Origin of the sequence: Xanthomonas sp. SHU 308, assembly GCF_000364645.1 — a bacterium.
Lineage (GTDB): Bacteria > Pseudomonadota > Gammaproteobacteria > Xanthomonadales > Xanthomonadaceae > Xanthomonas_A > Xanthomonas_A sontii.
In genome coordinates this window covers 1-17645 of record NZ_AQOK01000690.1, presented here as the reverse complement: position 1 = coordinate 17645, position 17645 = coordinate 1, and the positions used below count along the sequence as shown (strand labels likewise).

The 17645-nt window shown below is 67.2% G+C and carries 19 protein-coding genes; 15 read left to right on the top strand and 4 right to left on the bottom strand.

Annotation, left to right across the window (positions count from 1 at the left end; genetic code table 11):
- The 12 genes from rplF to D588_RS0118680 form a co-directional block, all read left to right on the top strand.
- On the top strand, positions 1–524 hold a 524-nt coding region (gene rplF, locus D588_RS0118735; RefSeq protein ID WP_017917060.1), incomplete at its 5' end, for a 50S ribosomal protein L6.
- 91 nt (positions 525–615) lie between these two features.
- Complete coding sequence (gene rplR, locus D588_RS0118730) at positions 616–975, top strand: 50S ribosomal protein L18 (protein ID WP_010340448.1); 360 nt, start codon at positions 616–618, stop codon at positions 973–975.
- Positions 976–1130: 155 nt separating this feature from the next.
- The gene (rpsE, locus tag D588_RS0118725) at positions 1131–1676 is read left to right on the top strand and encodes a 30S ribosomal protein S5 (protein WP_010340449.1); all 546 of its coding nucleotides are present in this window, start codon (positions 1131–1133) and stop codon (positions 1674–1676) included.
- The gene (gene rpmD / locus D588_RS0118720; protein WP_010340450.1) at positions 1669–1860 is read left to right on the top strand and encodes a 50S ribosomal protein L30; all 192 of its coding nucleotides are present in this window, start codon (positions 1669–1671) and stop codon (positions 1858–1860) included. Before rpsE ends, rpmD begins: the two co-directional genes overlap by 8 nt.
- 6 nt (positions 1861–1866) lie before the next feature.
- The gene (gene rplO / locus D588_RS0118715; protein WP_010340451.1) at positions 1867–2310 is read left to right on the top strand and encodes a 50S ribosomal protein L15; all 444 of its coding nucleotides are present in this window, start codon (positions 1867–1869) and stop codon (positions 2308–2310) included.
- A gap of 7 nt (positions 2311–2317) precedes the next feature.
- The gene (secY, locus tag D588_RS0118710) at positions 2318–3688 is read left to right on the top strand and encodes a preprotein translocase subunit SecY (protein ID WP_026143874.1); all 1371 of its coding nucleotides are present in this window, start codon (positions 2318–2320) and stop codon (positions 3686–3688) included.
- A gap of 340 nt (positions 3689–4028) precedes the next feature.
- On the top strand, positions 4029–4385 hold the full coding sequence (rpsM, locus tag D588_RS0118705; protein WP_010340453.1) for a 30S ribosomal protein S13: 357 nt from the start codon (positions 4029–4031) through the stop codon (positions 4383–4385).
- 9 nt (positions 4386–4394) lie between these two features.
- Positions 4395–4787, top strand: a complete 393-nt coding sequence (gene rpsK, locus D588_RS0118700) for a 30S ribosomal protein S11 (RefSeq protein WP_003470632.1) — start codon at positions 4395–4397, stop codon at positions 4785–4787.
- 14 nt (positions 4788–4801) lie between these two features.
- A complete protein-coding gene (gene rpsD / locus D588_RS0118695; protein WP_010340454.1) occupies positions 4802–5431 on the top strand; it encodes a 30S ribosomal protein S4 in 630 nt (209 codons plus the stop codon).
- A 51-nt stretch (positions 5432–5482) separates the two neighbouring features.
- On the top strand, positions 5483–6481 hold the full coding sequence (gene rpoA, locus D588_RS0118690) for a DNA-directed RNA polymerase subunit alpha (protein WP_010340455.1): 999 nt from the start codon (positions 5483–5485) through the stop codon (positions 6479–6481).
- 200 nt (positions 6482–6681) lie between these two features.
- The gene (gene rplQ / locus D588_RS0118685; RefSeq protein ID WP_010340456.1) at positions 6682–7065 is read left to right on the top strand and encodes a 50S ribosomal protein L17; all 384 of its coding nucleotides are present in this window, start codon (positions 6682–6684) and stop codon (positions 7063–7065) included.
- Positions 7066–7259: 194 nt separating this feature from the next.
- The gene (locus D588_RS0118680) at positions 7260–7772 is read left to right on the top strand and encodes a disulfide bond formation protein B (RefSeq protein ID WP_026143873.1); all 513 of its coding nucleotides are present in this window, start codon (positions 7260–7262) and stop codon (positions 7770–7772) included.
- Between the two features lie 170 nt (positions 7773–7942).
- On the opposite strand, the gene D588_RS0118675 is transcribed toward D588_RS0118680, so the two are convergent.
- Both D588_RS0118675 and D588_RS0118670 read right to left on the bottom strand, forming a co-directional pair.
- The gene (locus D588_RS0118675; protein ID WP_017917058.1) at positions 7943–8827 is read right to left on the bottom strand and encodes a CocE/NonD family hydrolase; all 885 of its coding nucleotides are present in this window, start codon (positions 8825–8827) and stop codon (positions 7943–7945) included.
- Between the two features lie 232 nt (positions 8828–9059).
- The gene (locus D588_RS0118670; protein ID WP_017917057.1) at positions 9060–11201 is read right to left on the bottom strand and encodes a TonB-dependent receptor; all 2142 of its coding nucleotides are present in this window, start codon (positions 11199–11201) and stop codon (positions 9060–9062) included.
- 200 nt (positions 11202–11401) lie between these two features.
- On the opposite strand from D588_RS0118670, the gene D588_RS0118665 reads away from it, so the two are divergent.
- Together D588_RS0118665 and D588_RS0118660 are read left to right on the top strand one after the other, a co-directional pair.
- Positions 11402–12796: a 3-deoxy-7-phosphoheptulonate synthase class II gene (locus tag D588_RS0118665; RefSeq protein WP_026143872.1), complete on the top strand. Its 1395-nt coding sequence runs from the start codon at positions 11402–11404 to the stop codon at positions 12794–12796.
- A gap of 267 nt (positions 12797–13063) precedes the next feature.
- Positions 13064–14227, top strand: coding sequence for a mechanosensitive ion channel domain-containing protein (locus D588_RS0118660; RefSeq protein WP_026143871.1), 1164 nt, complete (start codon positions 13064–13066; stop codon positions 14225–14227).
- Positions 14228–14388: 161 nt separating this feature from the next.
- Here D588_RS0118660 and D588_RS0118655 read toward each other — a convergent pair whose 3' ends face one another.
- On the bottom strand, positions 14389–14874 hold the full coding sequence (locus tag D588_RS0118655; RefSeq protein ID WP_017913015.1) for a DUF2127 domain-containing protein: 486 nt from the start codon (positions 14872–14874) through the stop codon (positions 14389–14391).
- Between the two features lie 16 nt (positions 14875–14890).
- Complete coding sequence (gene typA, locus D588_RS0118650; RefSeq protein ID WP_010340464.1) at positions 14891–16720, bottom strand: translational GTPase TypA; 1830 nt, start codon at positions 16718–16720, stop codon at positions 14891–14893.
- Positions 16721–16919: 199 nt separating this feature from the next.
- Between typA and D588_RS0118645 the strand changes: the two genes are divergently transcribed.
- On the top strand, positions 16920–17414 hold the full coding sequence (locus D588_RS0118645; protein WP_017917056.1) for a peptidylprolyl isomerase: 495 nt from the start codon (positions 16920–16922) through the stop codon (positions 17412–17414).
- The last annotated feature ends 231 nt before the right edge of the window (positions 17415–17645 follow it).

Below are 17645 nucleotides of genomic sequence, written 5' to 3'. Positions count from 1 at the left end.
CCCGCGTAGCCAAGAAGCCGATCTCCCTCCCGAAGGGCGTCGAACTCACCGTCCAGGCCGATCAGGTCAGCGTCAAGGGTCCGAAGGGCACCCTGTCGCTGCCGAAGCCGGCCGGCGTCGAAATCAAGCAGGAAAACGGTGTCGCCACGCTGTCGGCGAACGATCCGTCGCACATCGCCATCACCGGCACCGTTCGCGCCATCCTGGCGAACATGGTGCAGGGCGTGTCCGCCGGCTTCGAGCGCAAGCTCGAGCTGGTGGGCGTCGGCTACCGTGCCACGATGCAGGGCAAGGACCTGAGCCTGGCGCTCGGCTTCTCGCACCCGATCGTGTTCAGCGCGCCGGAAGGCATCACCCTGGCCGCTCCGACCCAGACCGAGATCCTGGTGCAGGGCGCCGACAAGCAGCGCGTCGGCGAAGTCGCCGCCAAGATCCGCGGTTTCCGTCCGCCGGAGCCCTACAAGGGCAAGGGTGTGAAGTACGCCGGTGAAGCCATCATTCGTAAGGAAGCCAAGAAGGCCTAAGGCAGGTCCTTCTGCGAGGAGCCCGGCCATCCATGGCCGGACTCTCCACTGCAAAAGCCTGTTCCCCTTCAGCTTTCCTAGGACACATACCATGAGCATCAACAAGAACATCGCCCGCCTGCGTCGCGCCAAGTCGACCCGCGCCCACATCCGCGAGCTCGGCGTCGCCCGCCTGTCGGTGCTGCGCACCGGCCAGCACCTGTACGCGCAGGTCTTCACCGCCGACGGCTCCAAGGTCCTCGCCGCGGCGAACACCCTGCAGGCCGACGTCAAGGACGGCCTGAAGAACGGCAAGAACAGCGACGCCGCCGCCAAGGTGGGTAAGCTGATCGCCGAGCGCGCCAAGGCCGCGGGCGTCGAGAAGGTCGCCTTCGACCGCTCGGGCTACCGTTACCACGGCCGCATCAAGGCGCTGGCCGACGCCGCGCGCGAAGGCGGCCTGCAGTTCTGATCCTTGCGGGCGCGGCGATGCCGCGTCCGTCCTGCCGATGCGGGCTGCATCGGACCTTGGCGCGCCTTCTGCGCGCGTCCGGGGAACACGGCTCCAGACCACAACCACAAGCGGCAACGAAGCCGTAAATCTTTTCCTCTATCAAGGACATCACAATGGCTGAAGAACAGCGTGCACCGCGGGGTCGTGATCGCGACCGCAACCGCGAAGAGAAAGTCGACGACGGCATGATCGAGAAGCTGGTCGCGGTCAACCGCGTCAGCAAGACGGTCAAGGGCGGTCGCCAGTTCACCTTCACCGCGCTGACCGTGGTCGGCGACGGCAACGGCAAGATCGGCTTCGGTTACGGCAAGGCGCGCGAAGTGCCGGTCGCGATCCAGAAGTCGATGGAGTATGCACGCAAGGGCATGCTCAACATCGATCTGAACAACGGCACCCTGTGGCACCCGGTGAAGTCCGGCCACGGCGCTGCGCGCGTGTTCATGATGCCGGCCTCGGAAGGTACCGGCGTGATCGCCGGCGGCGCCATGCGCGCCGTGCTGGAAGCGGTGGGCGTGAAGAACGTGCTGGCCAAGGCCGTCGGTTCGCGCAACCCGATCAACCTGGTGCGCGCCACCCTGCGCGGCCTGGAAGACATGCAGTCGCCGGCCCGCATCGCGGCCAAGCGCGGCAAGAAGGTGGAGGATCTGACCCATGGCTAATGAATCCACCAAGACCGTCAAGGTGCGCCTGGTGCGCGGCCTGCGTGGTACCCAGTCGCGTCACCGCCTGTCGGTGCGTGCCCTGGGCCTGAACAAGCTCAACGATGTGCGCGAACTGAAGGACAGCCCGCAAGTGCGCGGCCTGATCAACAAGGTTCAGTACCTCGTCCAGGTTGAGGAGTAATCGACCATGACTTTGCATCTGAATGATCTGAAGCCCGCGCCGGGCGCGCGTACCGAGCGCACCCGCGTCGGTCGCGGCATCGGTTCCGGCCTCGGCAAGACCGCCGGCCGCGGCCACAAGGGTTCGTTCGCGCGCAAGGGCGGCGGCAAGATCAAGGCCGGCTTCGAAGGCGGCCAGACCCCCATGCAGCGCCGTCTGCCGAAGATCGGCTTCCGTTCGAAGATGGCCAAGGACACTGCCGAAGTGCTGTCCTACCAGCTCGACAACCTGCCGGCTGGCGAGATCGATTTCGCTGCGCTGCGCGCCGCGAAGCTGGTCCCGAGCACCGCGAAGAAGGCCAAGGTGGTCCTGAAGGGCGAACTGACCAAGAAGTTCGTGCTGAAGGGCGTTGCCGCGACCGCCGGTGCCAAGGCGGCAATCGAAGCTGCCGGCGGCAGCGTGCAGGAGTAACACGCAGATGGCGCAGGCTGGCATGGGTAACCTCGGCGGCGGGCTCGGCAAGTTCACGGAACTTCGCCAGCGCCTGTTGTTCGTTCTCGGCGCATTGATCGTCTATCGCATCGGCTGCTACGTGCCGGTGCCGGGCGTCAATCCCGAAGCCATGCTTGCGCTGATGCAGGCGCAGGGCGGCGGCATCGTGGACATGTTCAACATGTTCTCGGGCGGCGCCCTGCACCGTTTCAGCATCTTCGCGTTGAACGTGATGCCGTACATTTCGGCATCGATCGTGATCCAGCTGGCCACGCACATCTTTCCGTCGCTGAAGGCGATGCAGAAGGAAGGCGAGTCGGGCCGGCGCAAGATCACCCAGTATTCGCGCATCGGCGCGGTGCTGCTGGCGGTGGTGCAGGGCGGCAGTATCGCCCTGGCGCTGCAGAACCAGACTGCACCGGGCGGCGCGCCGGTCGTCTACGCCCCCGGCATGGGCTTCGTGCTCACCGCGGTGATCGCGTTGACCGCTGGCACCATCTTCCTGATGTGGGTCGGCGAGCAGGTGACCGAGCGCGGCATCGGCAACGGCGTCTCGCTGATCATCTTCGCCGGCATCGTCGCCGGCCTGCCGGCGGCGGCGATCCAGACCGTGGAAGCCTACCGCGACGGCAACATGAGCTTCATCTCGCTGTTGCTGATCGTCCTGACCATCCTCGCCTTCACCCTGTTCGTGGTGTTCGTCGAGCGCGGGCAGCGGCGGATCACGGTGAACTACGCGCGCCGCCAGGGCGGTCGCAACGCGTACATGAATCAGACCTCGTTCCTGCCGCTGAAGCTCAACATGGCCGGCGTGATTCCGCCGATCTTCGCCTCGAGCATCCTCGCCTTCCCGGCGACGCTGTCGATGTGGTCGGGCCAGGCCGCTTCCAACAGCACATTCGGTATGTGGCTGCAGCGCATCGCCAACGCGCTGGGCCCGGGCGAGCCGGTGCACATGATCGTGTTCGCCGCGCTGATCATCGGCTTCGCGTTCTTCTATACCGCGCTGGTGTTCAACTCGCAGGAAACCGCGGACAACCTGAAGAAGTCCGGCGCGCTGATTCCGGGCATCCGTCCGGGCAAGGCCACCGCCGACTATGTCGACGGCGTGCTGACCCGCCTGACCGCGGCCGGCTCGGTGTACCTGGTGATCGTGTGCCTGCTGCCGGAAGTGATGCGTGCCCAGCTCGGCACCTCGTTCCACTTCGGCGGCACCTCGCTGCTGATCGCGGTCGTGGTGGTGATGGACTTCATTGCGCAGATCCAGGCGCACCTGATGTCGCACCAGTACGAGAGCCTGTTGAAGAAGGCCAACCTCAAGGGCGGCTCGCGCGGCGGCGGTTTTGCCCGCGGTTGATTGCTATACTGTTTGAATCCTTCCGCGAAGACGCCCCCGGCTCCCGGGCGCAGTCTTCCGACTTGAAGGGCGGCCCGTGCAGCGGTCTCGTGCGCGGGTGAGACGTGGTGGTCCTGCGCTGGAGTAGCGCGGGCGGCAAGGTGGATACATCGCCTCGCCAACGACGTCCGGCGCCGGAGCATGGGCACACTCCCCATGCCGGGCTTGCGGAACCTTGCGGTTCCGCGGGCTTCCATGTAACCCGAGACCTTGCTAGACTTACAAGTTCACTTTTTGATCCATCCTGCCGGATGGCGCCGTGGTGCGCCGTCGGGCCATCACTCAGTTGGAGAACCGCGTCATGGCGCGTATTGCAGGCGTCAACCTGCCAGCCCAGAAGCACGTCTGGGTCGGGTTGCAAAGCATCTACGGCATCGGCCGTACCCGTTCGAAGAAGGTCTGCGAAGCCGCAGGCGTGACCTCGACCACCAAGATCCGCGACCTGTCCGAGCCGGAAATCGAGCGCCTGCGTCTCGAAGTCGGCAAGTACATCGTCGAAGGCGACCTGCGTCGCGAAATCGGCATCGCCATCAAGCGACTGATGGACCTGGGCTGCTACCGCGGCCTGCGTCACCGTCGTGGCCTGCCCCTGCGCGGTCAGCGCACCCGTACCAACGCCCGCACCCGCAAGGGTCCGCGCAAGGCGATCAAGAAGTAAGGGACCGACATGGCTAAGCCCGCAGCAGCAAAGACCAAGAAGAAGATCAAGCGCGTCGTCACCGACGGCGTCGCCCACGTCCACGCTTCGTTCAACAACACCATCGTGACCATCACCGACCGTCAGGGCAATGCGTTGTCCTGGGCGACCTCCGGTGGCGCCGGTTTCCGCGGTTCGCGCAAGTCCACGCCGTTCGCGGCGCAGGTGGCCGCCGAGAAGGCCGGGCGCGCTGCGCTCGACTACGGCGTGAAGTCGCTGGAAGTGCGCATCAAGGGCCCGGGTCCGGGTCGCGAGTCCGCCGTCCGTTCGTTGAACAACGTCGGATACAAGATCACCAACATCATCGACGTGACGCCGATCCCGCACAACGGGTGCCGTCCGCCGAAGAAGCGTCGCGTCTAAAGGAGCGATAAGAAATGGCTCGTTATATCGGTCCTACCTGTAAGCTCGCGCGCCGCGAAGGCGCCGATCTTTCCCTCAAGAGCCCGGCGCGTGCGCTGGACTCCAAGTGCAAGCTGGAGCAGAAGCCCGGCCAGCACGGCGCGACCGCCCGCAAGGGCAAGCTGTCCGACTACGCCACCCAGCTGCGCGAGAAGCAGAAGGTCAAGCGTATCTACGGCCTGCTGGAGCGTCAGTTCCGCAACTACTACAAGAAGGCCTCGACCAAGAAGGGCAACACCGGCGAGAACCTGCTGCAGCTGCTGGAAACCCGCCTGGACAACGTCGTCTACCGCATGGGCTTCGCCGTCACCCGTCCGGCCGCGCGCCAGCTGGTGTCGCACCGTGGCGTGCTGGTCAACGGCAAGTCGGTGAACCTGGCCTCGTACCAGGTCAAGGCCGGCGACGCGATCGCCCTGTCGGAAAAGGCGCAGAAGCAGCTTCGCGTGCAGGAAGCGCTGACCGTTGCCGAAACGCACGACCTGAACCCGTCGTGGGTCGAGGTCGATTCGAAGAAGTTCAGCGGCATCTTCAAGGCCGTGCCGGACCGTGCGGACCTGCCTGCCGACATCAACGAAGCGCTGATCGTCGAGTTGTATTCGAAGTAATCACATCGGAGAGCCTCCGGTCCACGGAGGCTCGTCAGGAGAACCCGCAACATGACGGTTACCGCCAACCAGGTTCTGCGCCCGCGTGGGCCGCAGATCGAACGCCTTACCGACAACCGCGCCAAGGTCGTGATCGAGCCCTTGGAGCGCGGGTATGGGCATACGCTGGGCAACGCCCTGCGTCGCGTGCTGCTGTCCTCGATTCCCGGCTTCGCGATCACCGAAGTCGAGATCGACGGCGTGCTGCACGAGTACACCACGGTCGAAGGGCTGCAGGAGGACGTGCTGGAAGTCCTGCTGAACCTCAAGGACGTGGCCATCCGCATGCATACCGGTGACAGCGCCACGCTGTCGCTGTCCAAGCAGGGTCCGGGCACGGTCACTGCCGCCGACATCAAGACCGACCACAACGTCGAGATCCTCAACAACGACCACGTGATCTGCCACCTGACCAAGGACACGGCGATCAACATGCGTCTGAAGATCGAGCGTGGCTTCGGCTATCAGCCGGCCGCCGCGCGCCGCCGTCCGGACGAAGAGACCCGCACCATCGGTCGCCTGGTCCTGGACGCCTCGTTCTCGCCGGTGCGCCGCGTCGCTTACGCGGTCGAATCGGCCCGCGTCGAGCAGCGTACCGACCTGGACAAGCTGGTCCTGGACATCGAAACCAACGGCACGATCGATGCCGAGGAAGCCGTGCGCACCGCCGCCGACATCCTCAGCGACCAGCTGTCGGTGTTCGGCGACTTCACCCATCGCGACCGTGGCGCGGCCAAGCCGGCCAGCAACGGCGTGGATCCGGTGCTGCTGCGTCCGATCGACGATCTGGAACTGACCGTGCGTTCGGCCAACTGTCTGAAGGCCGAGAGCATCTACTACATCGGCGATCTGATCCAGAAGACCGAAGTCGAGCTGCTCAAGACCCCGAACCTGGGCAAGAAGTCGCTCACCGAGATCAAGGAAGTGCTGGCCCAGCGTGGCCTGTCGCTCGGCATGAAGCTGGAGAACTGGCCGCCGGCCGGCGTCGCCCAGCACGGCATGCTCGGCTGAGTTTTGCGCATCCGGCCGGTGCCGCAAGGCATCGGCCGCGTGTCGTTCGCTTCATCCGCATCACCACGTCGACGGGTCGCCAAGCCCGCGGCGTCGCCCGGTCAGGGACGGCCGGCACGGACCATCCGCAGTCCACTTTCAACGCCAGGACGGCGACAGCGATCTCCAACAGTCACACTCTTCCATAGGAATCCCAACCCATGCGTCACCAGAAATCCGGCCGCAAGTTCAGCCGCACCAGCGCCCACCGCGAAGCGATGTTCAAGAACATGGCGGCGTCGCTGATCAAGCACGAGCTGATCAAGACCACCCTGCCGAAGGCCAAGGAACTGCGCCGCGTCGCCGAGCCGCTGATCACCCTGGCCAAGGTCGACAACGTCGCCAACCGCCGCCTGGCGTTCGCCCGCCTGCGCGACAAGGAAGCGGTCGGCACCCTGTTCACCACGCTGGGCCCGCGCTACCAGGCGCGCCCGGGCGGCTACCTGCGCATCCTCAAGTGCGGCTTCCGCGCCGGCGACAACGCGCCGATGGCGTACGTCGAGCTGGTCGATCGCCCGGCCGTGGCCGAGGAAGTGGCCGAGTAATCGGTTCGCACCTGCAGCAGCAAGAAGCCCGGCATGTCCGGGCTTTTTGTTTTTTGGGGGATCGCGGAGTCGGGATTGGGATGGGGAGAGCGCGGTCGCGGCGCGGGCTGGGGCGGCCGACAGCGCCATGACACATGGTGATGGAGCGCACGATCGCGGATAATGTGCGGATCGTCGATGCGAGTTCGAGTCCGATGAATCCGTTACGTTGGGGTTTCCGCGCGCAGTTCCTGCTCGGCTTTCTGATCTGTACCGGCCTGCTGGGCTATGCGATCTTCGTGCAGCTGCAGCTGGGCATCGAGCCGTGCCCGCTGTGCATCTTCCAGCGCATCGCGTTCGCCGCGCTGGGCGTGCTGTTCCTGCTCGGTGCCCTGCACGGGCCGCGCAGCGCCGGCGGGCGCAAAATTTATGGCGTCCTGGCGTTCCTGGCCGCGCTCGTGGGCGCCGGCATCTCCACCAAGCATGTCTCGGTGCAGCTGTTCCCGGACCCGATGGCGTCCTGCGGCCCGCCTCTGAGCTTCCTGCGCGAGACCATGGGACCGTTCGAGGTGCTGCGCCGGGTGCTGACCGGCACCGGCGACTGCGGCAACATCGACTGGCGCTTCCTCGGCCTATCGATGCCGATGTGGTGCCTGATCTGTTTCGTGTTGCTGGCGGTGTTCGCGCTGTATGCCGGGTTCAAGAGCCGCAAGCGCACGCTGATCTGACCGTCTTGCCGCTGCGCGTCGGTCGCTTGGTCTGATGGCGACCGTCGGCAACCCGCCGGGCGCTGCTGCAGTCGTCGCGGGCAGCGCTGACGTATGCCGCTGACGCGCACCGACGTTGCCTATCCTGTCCGTCCGGCGCCCCCGGTGTTTGTGCAGTGCCGGGCTGTCGGTCAGCGCGACGCGCTGGCCGGCGCCCGCGCTCCGTCGGCCTGCGGAACCACCTGAGCGAGGAATGCCGCCACCGGCTTGGCCCACACCGACGGGTCGGCCTGGGCGAAGGTCTTGTGGCCATCGTCGCCGAACGGCGGCAGATCGACGAAGGTCACCGGCGGGGTCGAGCCCGCGCGGTAGGCCTCGTACATGCGATGCGCCAGGTCGCGCCGGAAGAAGTGATCGTTCTCGGCGTACAGCCACAGCTGGGGCAGCGTATTCGCCGCGCCCAGCGTCTTCTCCGACTCGACCAGGCGGTCCTCGCCGGCGCAGATGACCTCCTTGCCGTTGCTGCCGCGCCCGCCGGCGAAGCTGATCACGCCACGCACGCCGGGTGGCGGCGCATCGGCCAGCGCCACCGCGCCGAGGCCGCCGGCGGACTGGCCGACCACGACGATGCGTTGCGGGTCCGCGCCGGGCAGGCGTGCGGCGGCGTCGACGATCGCCGCCTCGGCCGCCGCGATCCTGTGCCCGGCGACGACGAAATCGACGTCGTGACAGTTGCCCGCGCCTTCCAAATAGCTACCGCTGGAACTGCCGTAGCCAGGCCGTAAGGCCAGCACCACCATGTCGCCGCGGGCGGCGAACCAGCGCGCGGCGCGGGCGAAACCAAGCCGGGTGTCGGCGAGCTTGCGCTTGTCCGCCGGTGTGCCGTGATGGATGACGATCAGCGGGAACGGGCCGGAGCCTGTCGGTCGATACACGCGGGCGGCGAGATCGTAGTCGACGCCTTGCACGACCACCGGCATTCGGAAGTCGGTGACGCGTTCGGCGTGCGCCGGCGGCGGTGCGGCGAGGGTGAGGATGGCGGCCGCGAGGGCGGCGGCGAACAGATGTCGACGCATGGGTGGCACCTGCCTGGACGGATGCGTGGCAACGCGTCGTGGCGGTCCGGGCGCGGGGATGCCGCTGCGGGGCGCCTCCCTCGGGCGGGGCGACGCCATGGCCACGACGCGGCACATGGTGCCACTGTAGTGCCGGACGGGCCACGGCGTGTCGCCGGACCCGTCACCTGCGGCTGAACGCGAGGCCTGCGGCGTGCCGGGTGGCACGCAGCAGGCCGTCGCCGTGGCTGGCTCAGAAGTCCTGCTGCAGGCTCAGGTAGACGCCGCGGCGCGGCGCCCACTGCGGCGCGAACACACCGATGCCGCCGCCGTCGCGCAACTGGTAGTGGCGGTCGAGCACGTTGAGCACGGCCAGCTGTGCGTGCAGCGGGTGGCTGCTGGCCAGGGCGAAGTCGTGGCCGGCGCTGAGGTTGAGCTGGAAGTACGCCGGCAGCTCGCCGCCATTGGGCACGCCGTCGGCGTCGGTGCGCAGGCCGCTGCCGAACAGGTAGTCGGCGCCGATGCGGCTGTCGTCGGCCAGGGCGTAGTTGATGCCGCCGGAGGAGGTCAGCTTCTGGTCGTGGTCCAGGTGGATCCAGTGGTCGTAGGCGTAGGCCAACGCATCCGGGTCGAAGTTGTACAGGCTGGTCATCACCCGCTTGCCCATGGCCTTGCTGTAGGCCGCGTTGAAGTAGGCGTTGATCGGGCCGTTGCTGTAGTCGGCGCTGAACTCGGCGCCGCGGATGCGGCCGTAGCGGTAGTTGAAGGTGGAGTAGACGTAGGCGGCGCCGAACTGGCCTTCGTCCTGCAGGCGATCGGCCTTGCGGTAGTAGGTGTCCAGGCCCAGGGTCAGGTGGTCGCCGACCATCTGCGAGATGCCCAGGTCGTAGTAGTCGCTGCGCTCGCTCAGCGGCTTGGTCGGGCCGCCCGCCGCCGACTGCTGGTTGGTGGTGCCGTCGTACAGGGCGATGTCGCTGGTGGAGATCAGCTCGGTGGCCGGCGGGGTGAAGTAGCGCGCATAGCCGGCGTGCAGGGTGGTGCTGTCGCTGGCGTGCCAGACCACGCCCAGGCGCGGGCTGAGCTGGCCCTCGGTGGTGCCGAACGCCTTGTAGCGGTCGCCGCGCACGCCGTAGTTGATGGTCCAGGCGTCGCTCGGCTGCCATTCGTCCTGCAGGTAGACCGCGTAGGTGCTGGCGTGGAAGCGGCTGCTGTCGGGAATGAACAGCGGCACGTCGCTGCTCTGGCTGCCGTCGTCGTTGGCCGGGAACACATAGGCGTTGTTGCTGGCGTTGGCGTGTTCGAAGTTGCCGTAGACGCCATAGCGCAAGGTGTGGGTGCTGCCCCACGGCGTGGAGAAGTCGGCCTGCAGGGTGCTGGCGCGGTTGGCGCGCTGCACCTGCGAGGCGATGCCGTTGAAGATCAGGTCGCCGGCGATGTCCGGGGAGAAGGCGACGCTGCTGTAGCGCTGGCCGGCCGACAGCTGGTAGCTGGTGTCGCCGAGCGCGCCCTGCAGCACCAGGGTGCCGAAGCGGGTGTTCTCGCGCTGGTTCTCGTCGAGCTGGGAGGAATCGAAGGTACTGGTGCCCTGGTAGGTGAAGGCCGGCGTCTGCCCCGGGTTGTTGGGGATCTGGAAGCGGTTGTTGGCGTAGCCGACCAGCAGGCTGAGCCGGGTGTTCTCGTTCAGCAGATAGCTGAGGTCGGCGAAGCCCTTGCCCTGGTGGGTCTTGTCGTGGATCGGGTTGTCGCTGTCGGTGGGGTTTTCCATGCCGATGCGGTTCTGCAGGTAGTTGCCGCTGGCGAACCAGCTGAAGCGGCCGTCGCTGCCCCACCACGAGGCGTTGGGGTTGAGCGTGCCGTAGGAGCCGCCGGTGATGCCGACGCTGCCGCCGTTGCCCAGTTCCACGCCGTTCTTGGTGGTGATGTCGACCACCGCCGCGGTGCGGTCGCCGAACTGCGCCGGCAGCGCGCCGTCGAGCAGGCGGATGTTCTTGATCGTGCGCGGATCCAGGGTCTGGCCGAAGCCGGAGATGGATTCGGGGATCATCACGCCGTTGATGCGGTACTGCAGGTTGGCGTGGTCGCCGCGCACATGGATGCCGCCATAGGAATCCTGGACCACGCCCGGCGCCTGCAGCAGCACCTGGTTGAGCGGGGTGGAAGCGCCCAGCGGCAGGCGCGCGATGTCCTCGGCGCTGATCGCGTACTGACTGCTGCCGATGTCCGGCGACAGCGCGTTGCGCGCAGCTTCCAGCTTGGCGGTGACGGTGACCGGATCGAGATCGACGGTCGGCTCGGCGGCAGCGGTGCTGTCGGCGGCGGTATCCGCAGCGAGGGCGAGGCCGGGGGCGACCAGGAGGATCAGGGCGATGGCGGAGGAGAGGGGGCGACGTGTCATGGCGAGGTGGACCGAATGGAAAGGAATTGTTACTTAATAACAGTGTGCTTTCGCAAAAACGCCGGCGTAGGCCGGAAGTCATGGTGGCATCGCGATGTTGCTTGCCGTTCATGTCCTGGCGCTGCCAGCGTGACCGGTATGCGGCGCTATGCGGCGCGCCCCGGCTCTGCGAACATCGCACACTGCCAAGGAGTCCTTTCATGAATCTGTCCGCCGCCGCCGTGTCCGCATCCGCCTCGTCGTCCTGGTCACCTGCCAGTTGGCGTGACAGGCCGGCGCTGCAGATGCCGGTGTATCCGGACCCGCAGGCGCTGGAGACCGCGCTGACGGAACTGCGGCAGTTGCCGCCGCTGGTGACCTCCTGGGAGATCTTCGCGCTGAAGAAGCAGCTGGCCGAGGCGCAGGAAGGCAAGCGCTTCCTGCTGCAGGGCGGCGATTGCGCGGAGAACTTCAGCGATTGCGAATCCGGCACCATCTCCAACCGGCTCAAGGTGCTGCTGCAGATGAGCCTGGTGCTGGTGCACGGCCTGCGCCTGCCGGTGGTGCGGGTCGGTCGCTACGCCGGGCAGTACGCCAAGCCGCGCTCGGCCGATACCGAGACCCGCGACGGCGTGACCCTGCCCAGCTACCGCGGCGACGTGGTCAATGGCCCGGAGTTCACCGCGCAGGCGCGGGTGCCGGACCCGCGGCGCATGATCACCGCGCACTCGCGTTCGGCGATGACCATGAACTTCGTGCGCGCGCTGATCGACGGCGGCTTCGCCGACCTGCACCATCCCGAGTACTGGAACCTGAGCTGGGTCGGCTGCTCGCCGCTGGCCGAGGACTACCAGAAGATGGTGGCCTCGATCGGCGATGCGGTGCGCTTCATGGAGACCCTGTCCGGCGCGCAGCTGTACAACCTCAACCGCGTCGATTTCTACACCTCGCACGAGGCCTTGCTGCTGCCCTACGAGGAAGCGCTGACCCGCGAGGTGCCGCGGCAGTGGGGCTGGTTCAACCTCAGCACGCACTATCCGTGGATCGGCATGCGCACCGCGGCGCTGGACGGCGCGCATGTGGAGTACTTCCGCGGCATCCGCAATCCGATCGCGATCAAGGTCGGGCCGTCGGCGCAGCCGGACCAGTTGCTGCGCCTGATCGACGTGCTCAATCCGGAAGACGAGCCCGGCCGGCTGACCTTCATCCACCGCATGGGCGCGGCGCAGATCGCCGAGAAGCTGCCGCCGCTGCTGGACGCGGTGAAGCGCGACGGCCGCCGCGTGCTGTGGGTGTGCGATGCGATGCACGGCAACACCGAAAGCACCAGCAACGGCTACAAGACCCGGCGCTACCAGAACGTCCTGGGCGAGGTGGAGCAGTCGTTCGACATCCACGCCGCGGCCGGCACCCGCCTGGGCGGCGTGCATCTGGAACTGACCGGCGAGGACGTCACCGAGTGCACCGGCGGCGCGCGCGAACTCACCGAGCGCGACCTGGAGCGGGCCTACCGTTCCAGCGTCGACCCGCGCCTGAACTACGAGCAGTCGCTGGAGATCGCGATGGCGATCGTGCGCAAGCAGAACGGGCGCAACGTCGCCACGCCGCTGGCGTAGTCGGTTGGTGTAGTCCGCTGCGCGTGCCGCTGCCGCACGTGCGGCGCCTTGTCGTGCCGTGGCCCGAGGGCTGCGGCATCGCTGCGTGCGATGCCGCGCGTCGGCTTCGCGTCGCCGGCGACACGCGCCGCTTTTCGGAAGCGCTTGCACGCGCGCCTGTATGCCATGCGGCTGCCGTCGCTCGGCGCCGCTGCGCGTGCTCGACATCGCGCTAATCCCTCCACTGCCAGACTGTCGCGACTCCTCCCCCCGACAAAGGAGCGCATCTTGACCCTAGATCTTCATTGGGTGCCCTGGCGTGCCTATACGCTGCCGATCGGCGCCGCACTGATTCTCGGTTTCCTGGCCTGGTGGCTGCTGTTGCGCATCGCCCAGCGCATGCGCGGCCGCGACTACCGGCGTGCGCGCATCGTGCGCGTGATCAGCGTGCCGGTCGCCTTCCTGCTGCCGATGCTGATGCTTAGCTTCGCGCTCGAATCCACGCCGCTGGACGAGAAGGCGCTGACCGACCTGCAGCACCTGCTGCACATCGGCATGATCGGCTGCGTGACCTGGCTGCTGGTGCGCGGCGTGGCGGCGCTGGAAACGGCGATCCTGCGCAGCCATCCGATCGAGGTGGCGGACAACCTCACCGCACGCCGCGTGCAGACCCAGACCCGCGTGCTGGCGCGGGTGGCGATGGGCACGATCATCCTGGTGGGCACCTCGATCGTGCTGCTGACCTTCCCGGCGGTGCGGCAGATCGGCACCACCTTGCTGGCCTCGGCCGGCATCATCGGCCTGGTCGCCGGTATCGCCGCCAAGCCGGTGTTCGGCAATCTGATCGCCGGCCTGCAGATCGCGCTGACCCAGCCGATCCGGCTCGACGACGTGGTCATCGTCGAAGGCGAGTGGGGCCGTATCGAGGAGATCGGCAGTTCCTACGTGGTGGTGCGGATCTGGGACGAGCGGCGCATGGTGGTGCCGCTGACCTGGTTCATCGAGAACCCGTTCCAGAACTGGACGCGCAACAGCGCCGACCTGCTCGGCACCGCGTTCCTGTGGCTGGACTACCGCACGCCGATCGCGCAGGTGCGCGCCGAACTGGAGCGGATCTGCAAGAGCGAGCCGCTGTGGGACGGGCGGGTCTGCGTGACCCAGGTGACCGACACCAGCGAGCGCACGATCCAGGTGCGCCTGCTGGTCAGTGCGCGCAACTCCGGCGACGCCTTCGACCTGCGCTGCATCGTGCGCGAACGCATGCTGGATTTCCTGGTGCGCGAGCATGCCTACGCGTTGCCGCTGCTGCGCGCGGAAGTGGCGCCGGAGCCGGTGCGGCTATCGCACCCACCGGTGCGCGCCAGCGATTCGGAGGCGATGCGTTCGCCCGGTGCCGAGGATGGGGCGCCGGCAGTGAATGCGACAGCGGGCGAGGCGCGCGCGTCTCGCTGATCGCTGAGCGGTCTTGCCGCATGGTCATACTGCGTGGGACGGATTCTCTGCGCGACCGCCAGCGGTGCCCGCCGAATGCCAGGAACACCAATGCGCCCACCGGTGACTGGCAGGCGCAGATCGCTTGAAGAAAGCCGGCACCGCCGCGGCGCGGGGTGCGGCTAGGCCGCAGGAGGATGTCGGCGCCGCCGCACCAAATCGCGGGCGAGGATGCCGACCACGGCGAGATTGATCGCCAGCACCGCCCACGACGCCCAGCCGGGGTGGCGCACGATCGCGTAGACGTCGAACGGCAGGTAGATCGCCGCGGAGATGCAGCCCAGCAGCGAGGCCCAGGCCTTGGCGCGCCACAGGCCCCAGGCCTCGATGATGTGCAGCACGCCGTAGGCGAGCATGCCGGCGGCGGCCAGGTGCACCGCGCCGGGGTTGATCATGGTCAGCAGCGAGGGCAGGGCGCCGTGGTCCGGGTCCAGGCTGAAACGCACGATCAGCTTGTCCACCCCCGCGCGCAGCGGGGCCGGACCCATCAGTTCCAGCCCCGTGGCCGCCAGCACCGCGAGCAGGCCCTTGCCGGCCTCCAGCAGTGCGATCAGGTGCAGACCCGGATGCGCGTGCGGATCCGGGTTGTACGCCTTGTCGGCGGCCATGGGCGTGCGCTATCCCTTAGCCCGCGCGACCGGCGCGCTTGCGCTCGTTTTCGGTCAGGTGCTTCTTGCGCAAGCGGATCTCCTTCGGGGTGACTTCGACCAGTTCGTCATCCTCGATGAAGTCCAGCGCCTGCTCCAGCGTGTACTTGATCGCCGGAGTCAGCTTGATCGCATCGTCCTTGCCCGAGGCGCGCATGTTGGTCAGCGGCTTGGTCTTGATCGCGTTGACGGTCAGGTCGTTGTCCTTGGAGTGGATGCCGACCAGCTGCCCTTCATACACGTTGTCGCCTTCGGCGGCAAACAGGCGGCCGCGCTCTTCCAGCGGGCCCAGCGCGTAGGCGGGGGTGGCGCCCGGCGCATTGGCGATCATCACGCCGTTCTGGCGCTTGGCGATGGCGCCCTGTTCCTTCGGGCCGTAGTGGTCGAACACGTGGAACAGCAGGCCCGAACCCTGGGTCAGGGTGCGGAACTCGTTCTGGAAGCCGATCAGGCCACGCGCCGGGATCATGTAGTCCAGGCGCACGCGGCCCTTGCCGTCCGGCTCCATGTTCTTCAGCTGGCCCTTGCGGATGCCCAGCTTCTCCATCACGCCGCCCTGGTGCTGCTCCTCGATGTCCACCACCAGCTGCTCGACCGGCTCCATCAACTGCCCGTCGATCTCCTTGATGATCACTTCCGGGCGCGACACGGCCAGTTCGAAGCCCTCGCGGCGCATGTTCTCGATCAGCACCGACAGGTGCAGTTCGCCGCGGCCGGAGACCAGGAACTTGTCGGCGTCTTCCAGCTGCTGCACCTTCAGCGCCACGTTGTGCACGGTCTCGCGCTCCAGCCGGTCCTTGAGCTGGCGGCTGGTCAGGAACTTGCCGCCGGACAGGTCCTTGTTGCCGGCGAACGGCGAGTTGTTGACCTGGAAGGTCATCGAGATGGTCGGCTCGTCCACGGTCAGCGGCGGCAGCGCCTCGGGGGCTTCCAGCGCGCACACGGTGTCGGAGATGGTCAGTTCCTGGATGCCGGAGATGGCGACGATGTCGCCGGCCTGTGCGCTGTCCTGCTCGATGCGCTCCAGGCCCAGGAAGCCCAGCACCTGCAGCACCTTGCCCTGGCGCTTCTTGCCTTCGCGGTCGATCACCGCCACCGGCATGTTCTTCTTCAGCACGCCGCGCTGGATGCGGCCGATGCCGATCACGCCGACGAAGTTGTTGTAGTCCAGCTGGCTGATGCGCATCTGGAACGGGCCGTCCGGGTCCACGTCCGGCTTCGGCGCGTGCTGCATGATCGCTTCGTACAGCGGGGTCATGTCGCCGTCGCGCACGCTGTCGTCCAGCGAGGCGTAGCCGTTCAGCGCCGAGGTGTAGACGATCGGGAAGTCGAGCTGCTCATTGGTGGCGCCGAGCTTGTCGAACAGGTCGAACACCTGGTCGATCACCCAGTCCGGACGCGCGCCGGGGCGGTCGATCTTGTTGACCACCACGATCGGCTTGAAGCCCATCGCGAACGCCTTCTGGGTCACGAAGCGGGTCTGCGGCATCGGGCCGTCCATCGCGTCGACCAGGATCAACACGGTGTCCACCATCGACAGCACGCGCTCCACCTCGCCGCCGAAGTCGGCGTGTCCGGGGGTGTCGACGATGTTGATGCGGTTGCCCTGCCAGGTGATGGCGGTGTTCTTGGCCAGGATGGTGATGCCGCGTTCCTTTTCCTGGTCGTTGCTGTCCATCACGCGCTCGGCCAGCACCGTGCGCTCGGACAGGGTGCCGGACTGCTTCAGCAGGCAGTCGACGAGGGTGGTCTTGCCGTGGTCGACGTGGGCGACGATGGCGATATTGCGAAGATTTTCGATGGACATGCGAAAGGGGGCCAGCCGGCGCCAGAAGGAAGGAAAGGAAGCCACCTAGTATACCCGGATCCCGTGACGCCTGCCGGCGACCGGCGGCGGTGGGCCGGGCGGGGGCATTCAGGCGCCGGCGGCGGGCGCGGGCAAAGCCTGAACGAGGCGACGTGTATCCTATGCGCCCCTCATGACGCCCCCGTTTCCAAGGAATCCCATGTACCTGATCGCCCATTTCGACACCGCCCGCGGCCCGATCAAGATCGAGCTGTATCCCGACAAGGCCCCGCTGACCGTGGCCAACTTCGTGAACCTGGCCAAGCGCGGCTTCTACGACGGGCTGAACTTCCACCGCGTGATCGCCGACTTCATGATCCAGGGCGGTTGCCCGGAAGGCTCCGGCCGCGGCGGCCCGGGCTACCGCTTCGAGGACGAGACCAACAACGGCGTGCGCCACGAGCGCGGCGTGCTGTCCATGGCCAACGCCGGCCCCAGCACCAACGGCAGCCAGTTCTTCATCACCCACACCGCCACCCCGTGGCTGGACGGCAAGCACACCGTGTTCGGCAAGGTGCTCGAGGGCCTGGACGTGGTCGACAGCGTCGCCCAGGGCGACGTGATCAACAAGATCACCATCGAAGGCGACGCCGACGCGGTGCTGGCGGCCAAGGCCGACCGCGTCGCCGAGTGGAACCGCACCCTCGACGCCTGATCCGGCGCTGTCCGCGCGACCGGTCCTGCGGCCGGGCGCGCGGAACCTGCGTGCTACCATTTTCCCGATTGATTGCCGCACCCGACCGCCGATGACGATGCGCCCCCTTGTGTTGTGCCTGCTGCTGCTCGCCATCGGCAGCGGCGTGCATGCCTGGTGGCGCAGCGCGGCCACGGCGCCGTCGGCCGCACTGGCCGCCGGCGACCCGCGGCGGCTGACCGGGGAGGCCGG

Excerpts from the sequence above, each read along its gene's own strand:
- rplQ (WP_010340456.1), top strand. The coding sequence starts at position 6,682 with ATGCGTCACCAGAAATCCGGCCGCAAGTTCAGCCGCACCAGCGCCCAC.
- rpmD (WP_010340450.1), top strand. The coding sequence starts at position 1,669 with ATGGCTAATGAATCCACCAAGACCGTCAAGGTGCGCCTGGTGCGCGGC.
- rpoA (WP_010340455.1), top strand. The coding sequence starts at position 5,483 with ATGACGGTTACCGCCAACCAGGTTCTGCGCCCGCGTGGGCCGCAGATC.
- D588_RS0118670 (WP_017917057.1), bottom strand. The coding sequence starts at position 11,201 with ATGACACGTCGCCCCCTCTCCTCCGCCATCGCCCTGATCCTCCTGGTC.
- rpsE (WP_010340449.1), top strand. The coding sequence starts at position 1,131 with ATGGCTGAAGAACAGCGTGCACCGCGGGGTCGTGATCGCGACCGCAAC.
- rplR (WP_010340448.1), top strand. The coding sequence starts at position 616 with ATGAGCATCAACAAGAACATCGCCCGCCTGCGTCGCGCCAAGTCGACC.
- rplO (WP_010340451.1), top strand. The coding sequence starts at position 1,867 with ATGACTTTGCATCTGAATGATCTGAAGCCCGCGCCGGGCGCGCGTACC.
- rpsM (WP_010340453.1), top strand. The coding sequence starts at position 4,029 with ATGGCGCGTATTGCAGGCGTCAACCTGCCAGCCCAGAAGCACGTCTGG.
- typA (WP_010340464.1), bottom strand. The coding sequence starts at position 16,720 with ATGTCCATCGAAAATCTTCGCAATATCGCCATCGTCGCCCACGTCGAC.
- D588_RS0118645 (WP_017917056.1), top strand. The coding sequence starts at position 16,920 with ATGTACCTGATCGCCCATTTCGACACCGCCCGCGGCCCGATCAAGATC.
- D588_RS0118680 (WP_026143873.1), top strand. The coding sequence starts at position 7,260 with ATGAATCCGTTACGTTGGGGTTTCCGCGCGCAGTTCCTGCTCGGCTTT.
- secY (WP_026143874.1), top strand. The coding sequence starts at position 2,318 with ATGGCGCAGGCTGGCATGGGTAACCTCGGCGGCGGGCTCGGCAAGTTC.
- D588_RS0118655 (WP_017913015.1), bottom strand. The coding sequence starts at position 14,874 with ATGGCCGCCGACAAGGCGTACAACCCGGATCCGCACGCGCATCCGGGT.
- D588_RS0118665 (WP_026143872.1), top strand. The coding sequence starts at position 11,402 with ATGAATCTGTCCGCCGCCGCCGTGTCCGCATCCGCCTCGTCGTCCTGG.
- D588_RS0118675 (WP_017917058.1), bottom strand. The coding sequence starts at position 8,827 with ATGCGTCGACATCTGTTCGCCGCCGCCCTCGCGGCCGCCATCCTCACC.
- rpsD (WP_010340454.1), top strand. The coding sequence starts at position 4,802 with ATGGCTCGTTATATCGGTCCTACCTGTAAGCTCGCGCGCCGCGAAGGC.
- rpsK (WP_003470632.1), top strand. The coding sequence starts at position 4,395 with ATGGCTAAGCCCGCAGCAGCAAAGACCAAGAAGAAGATCAAGCGCGTC.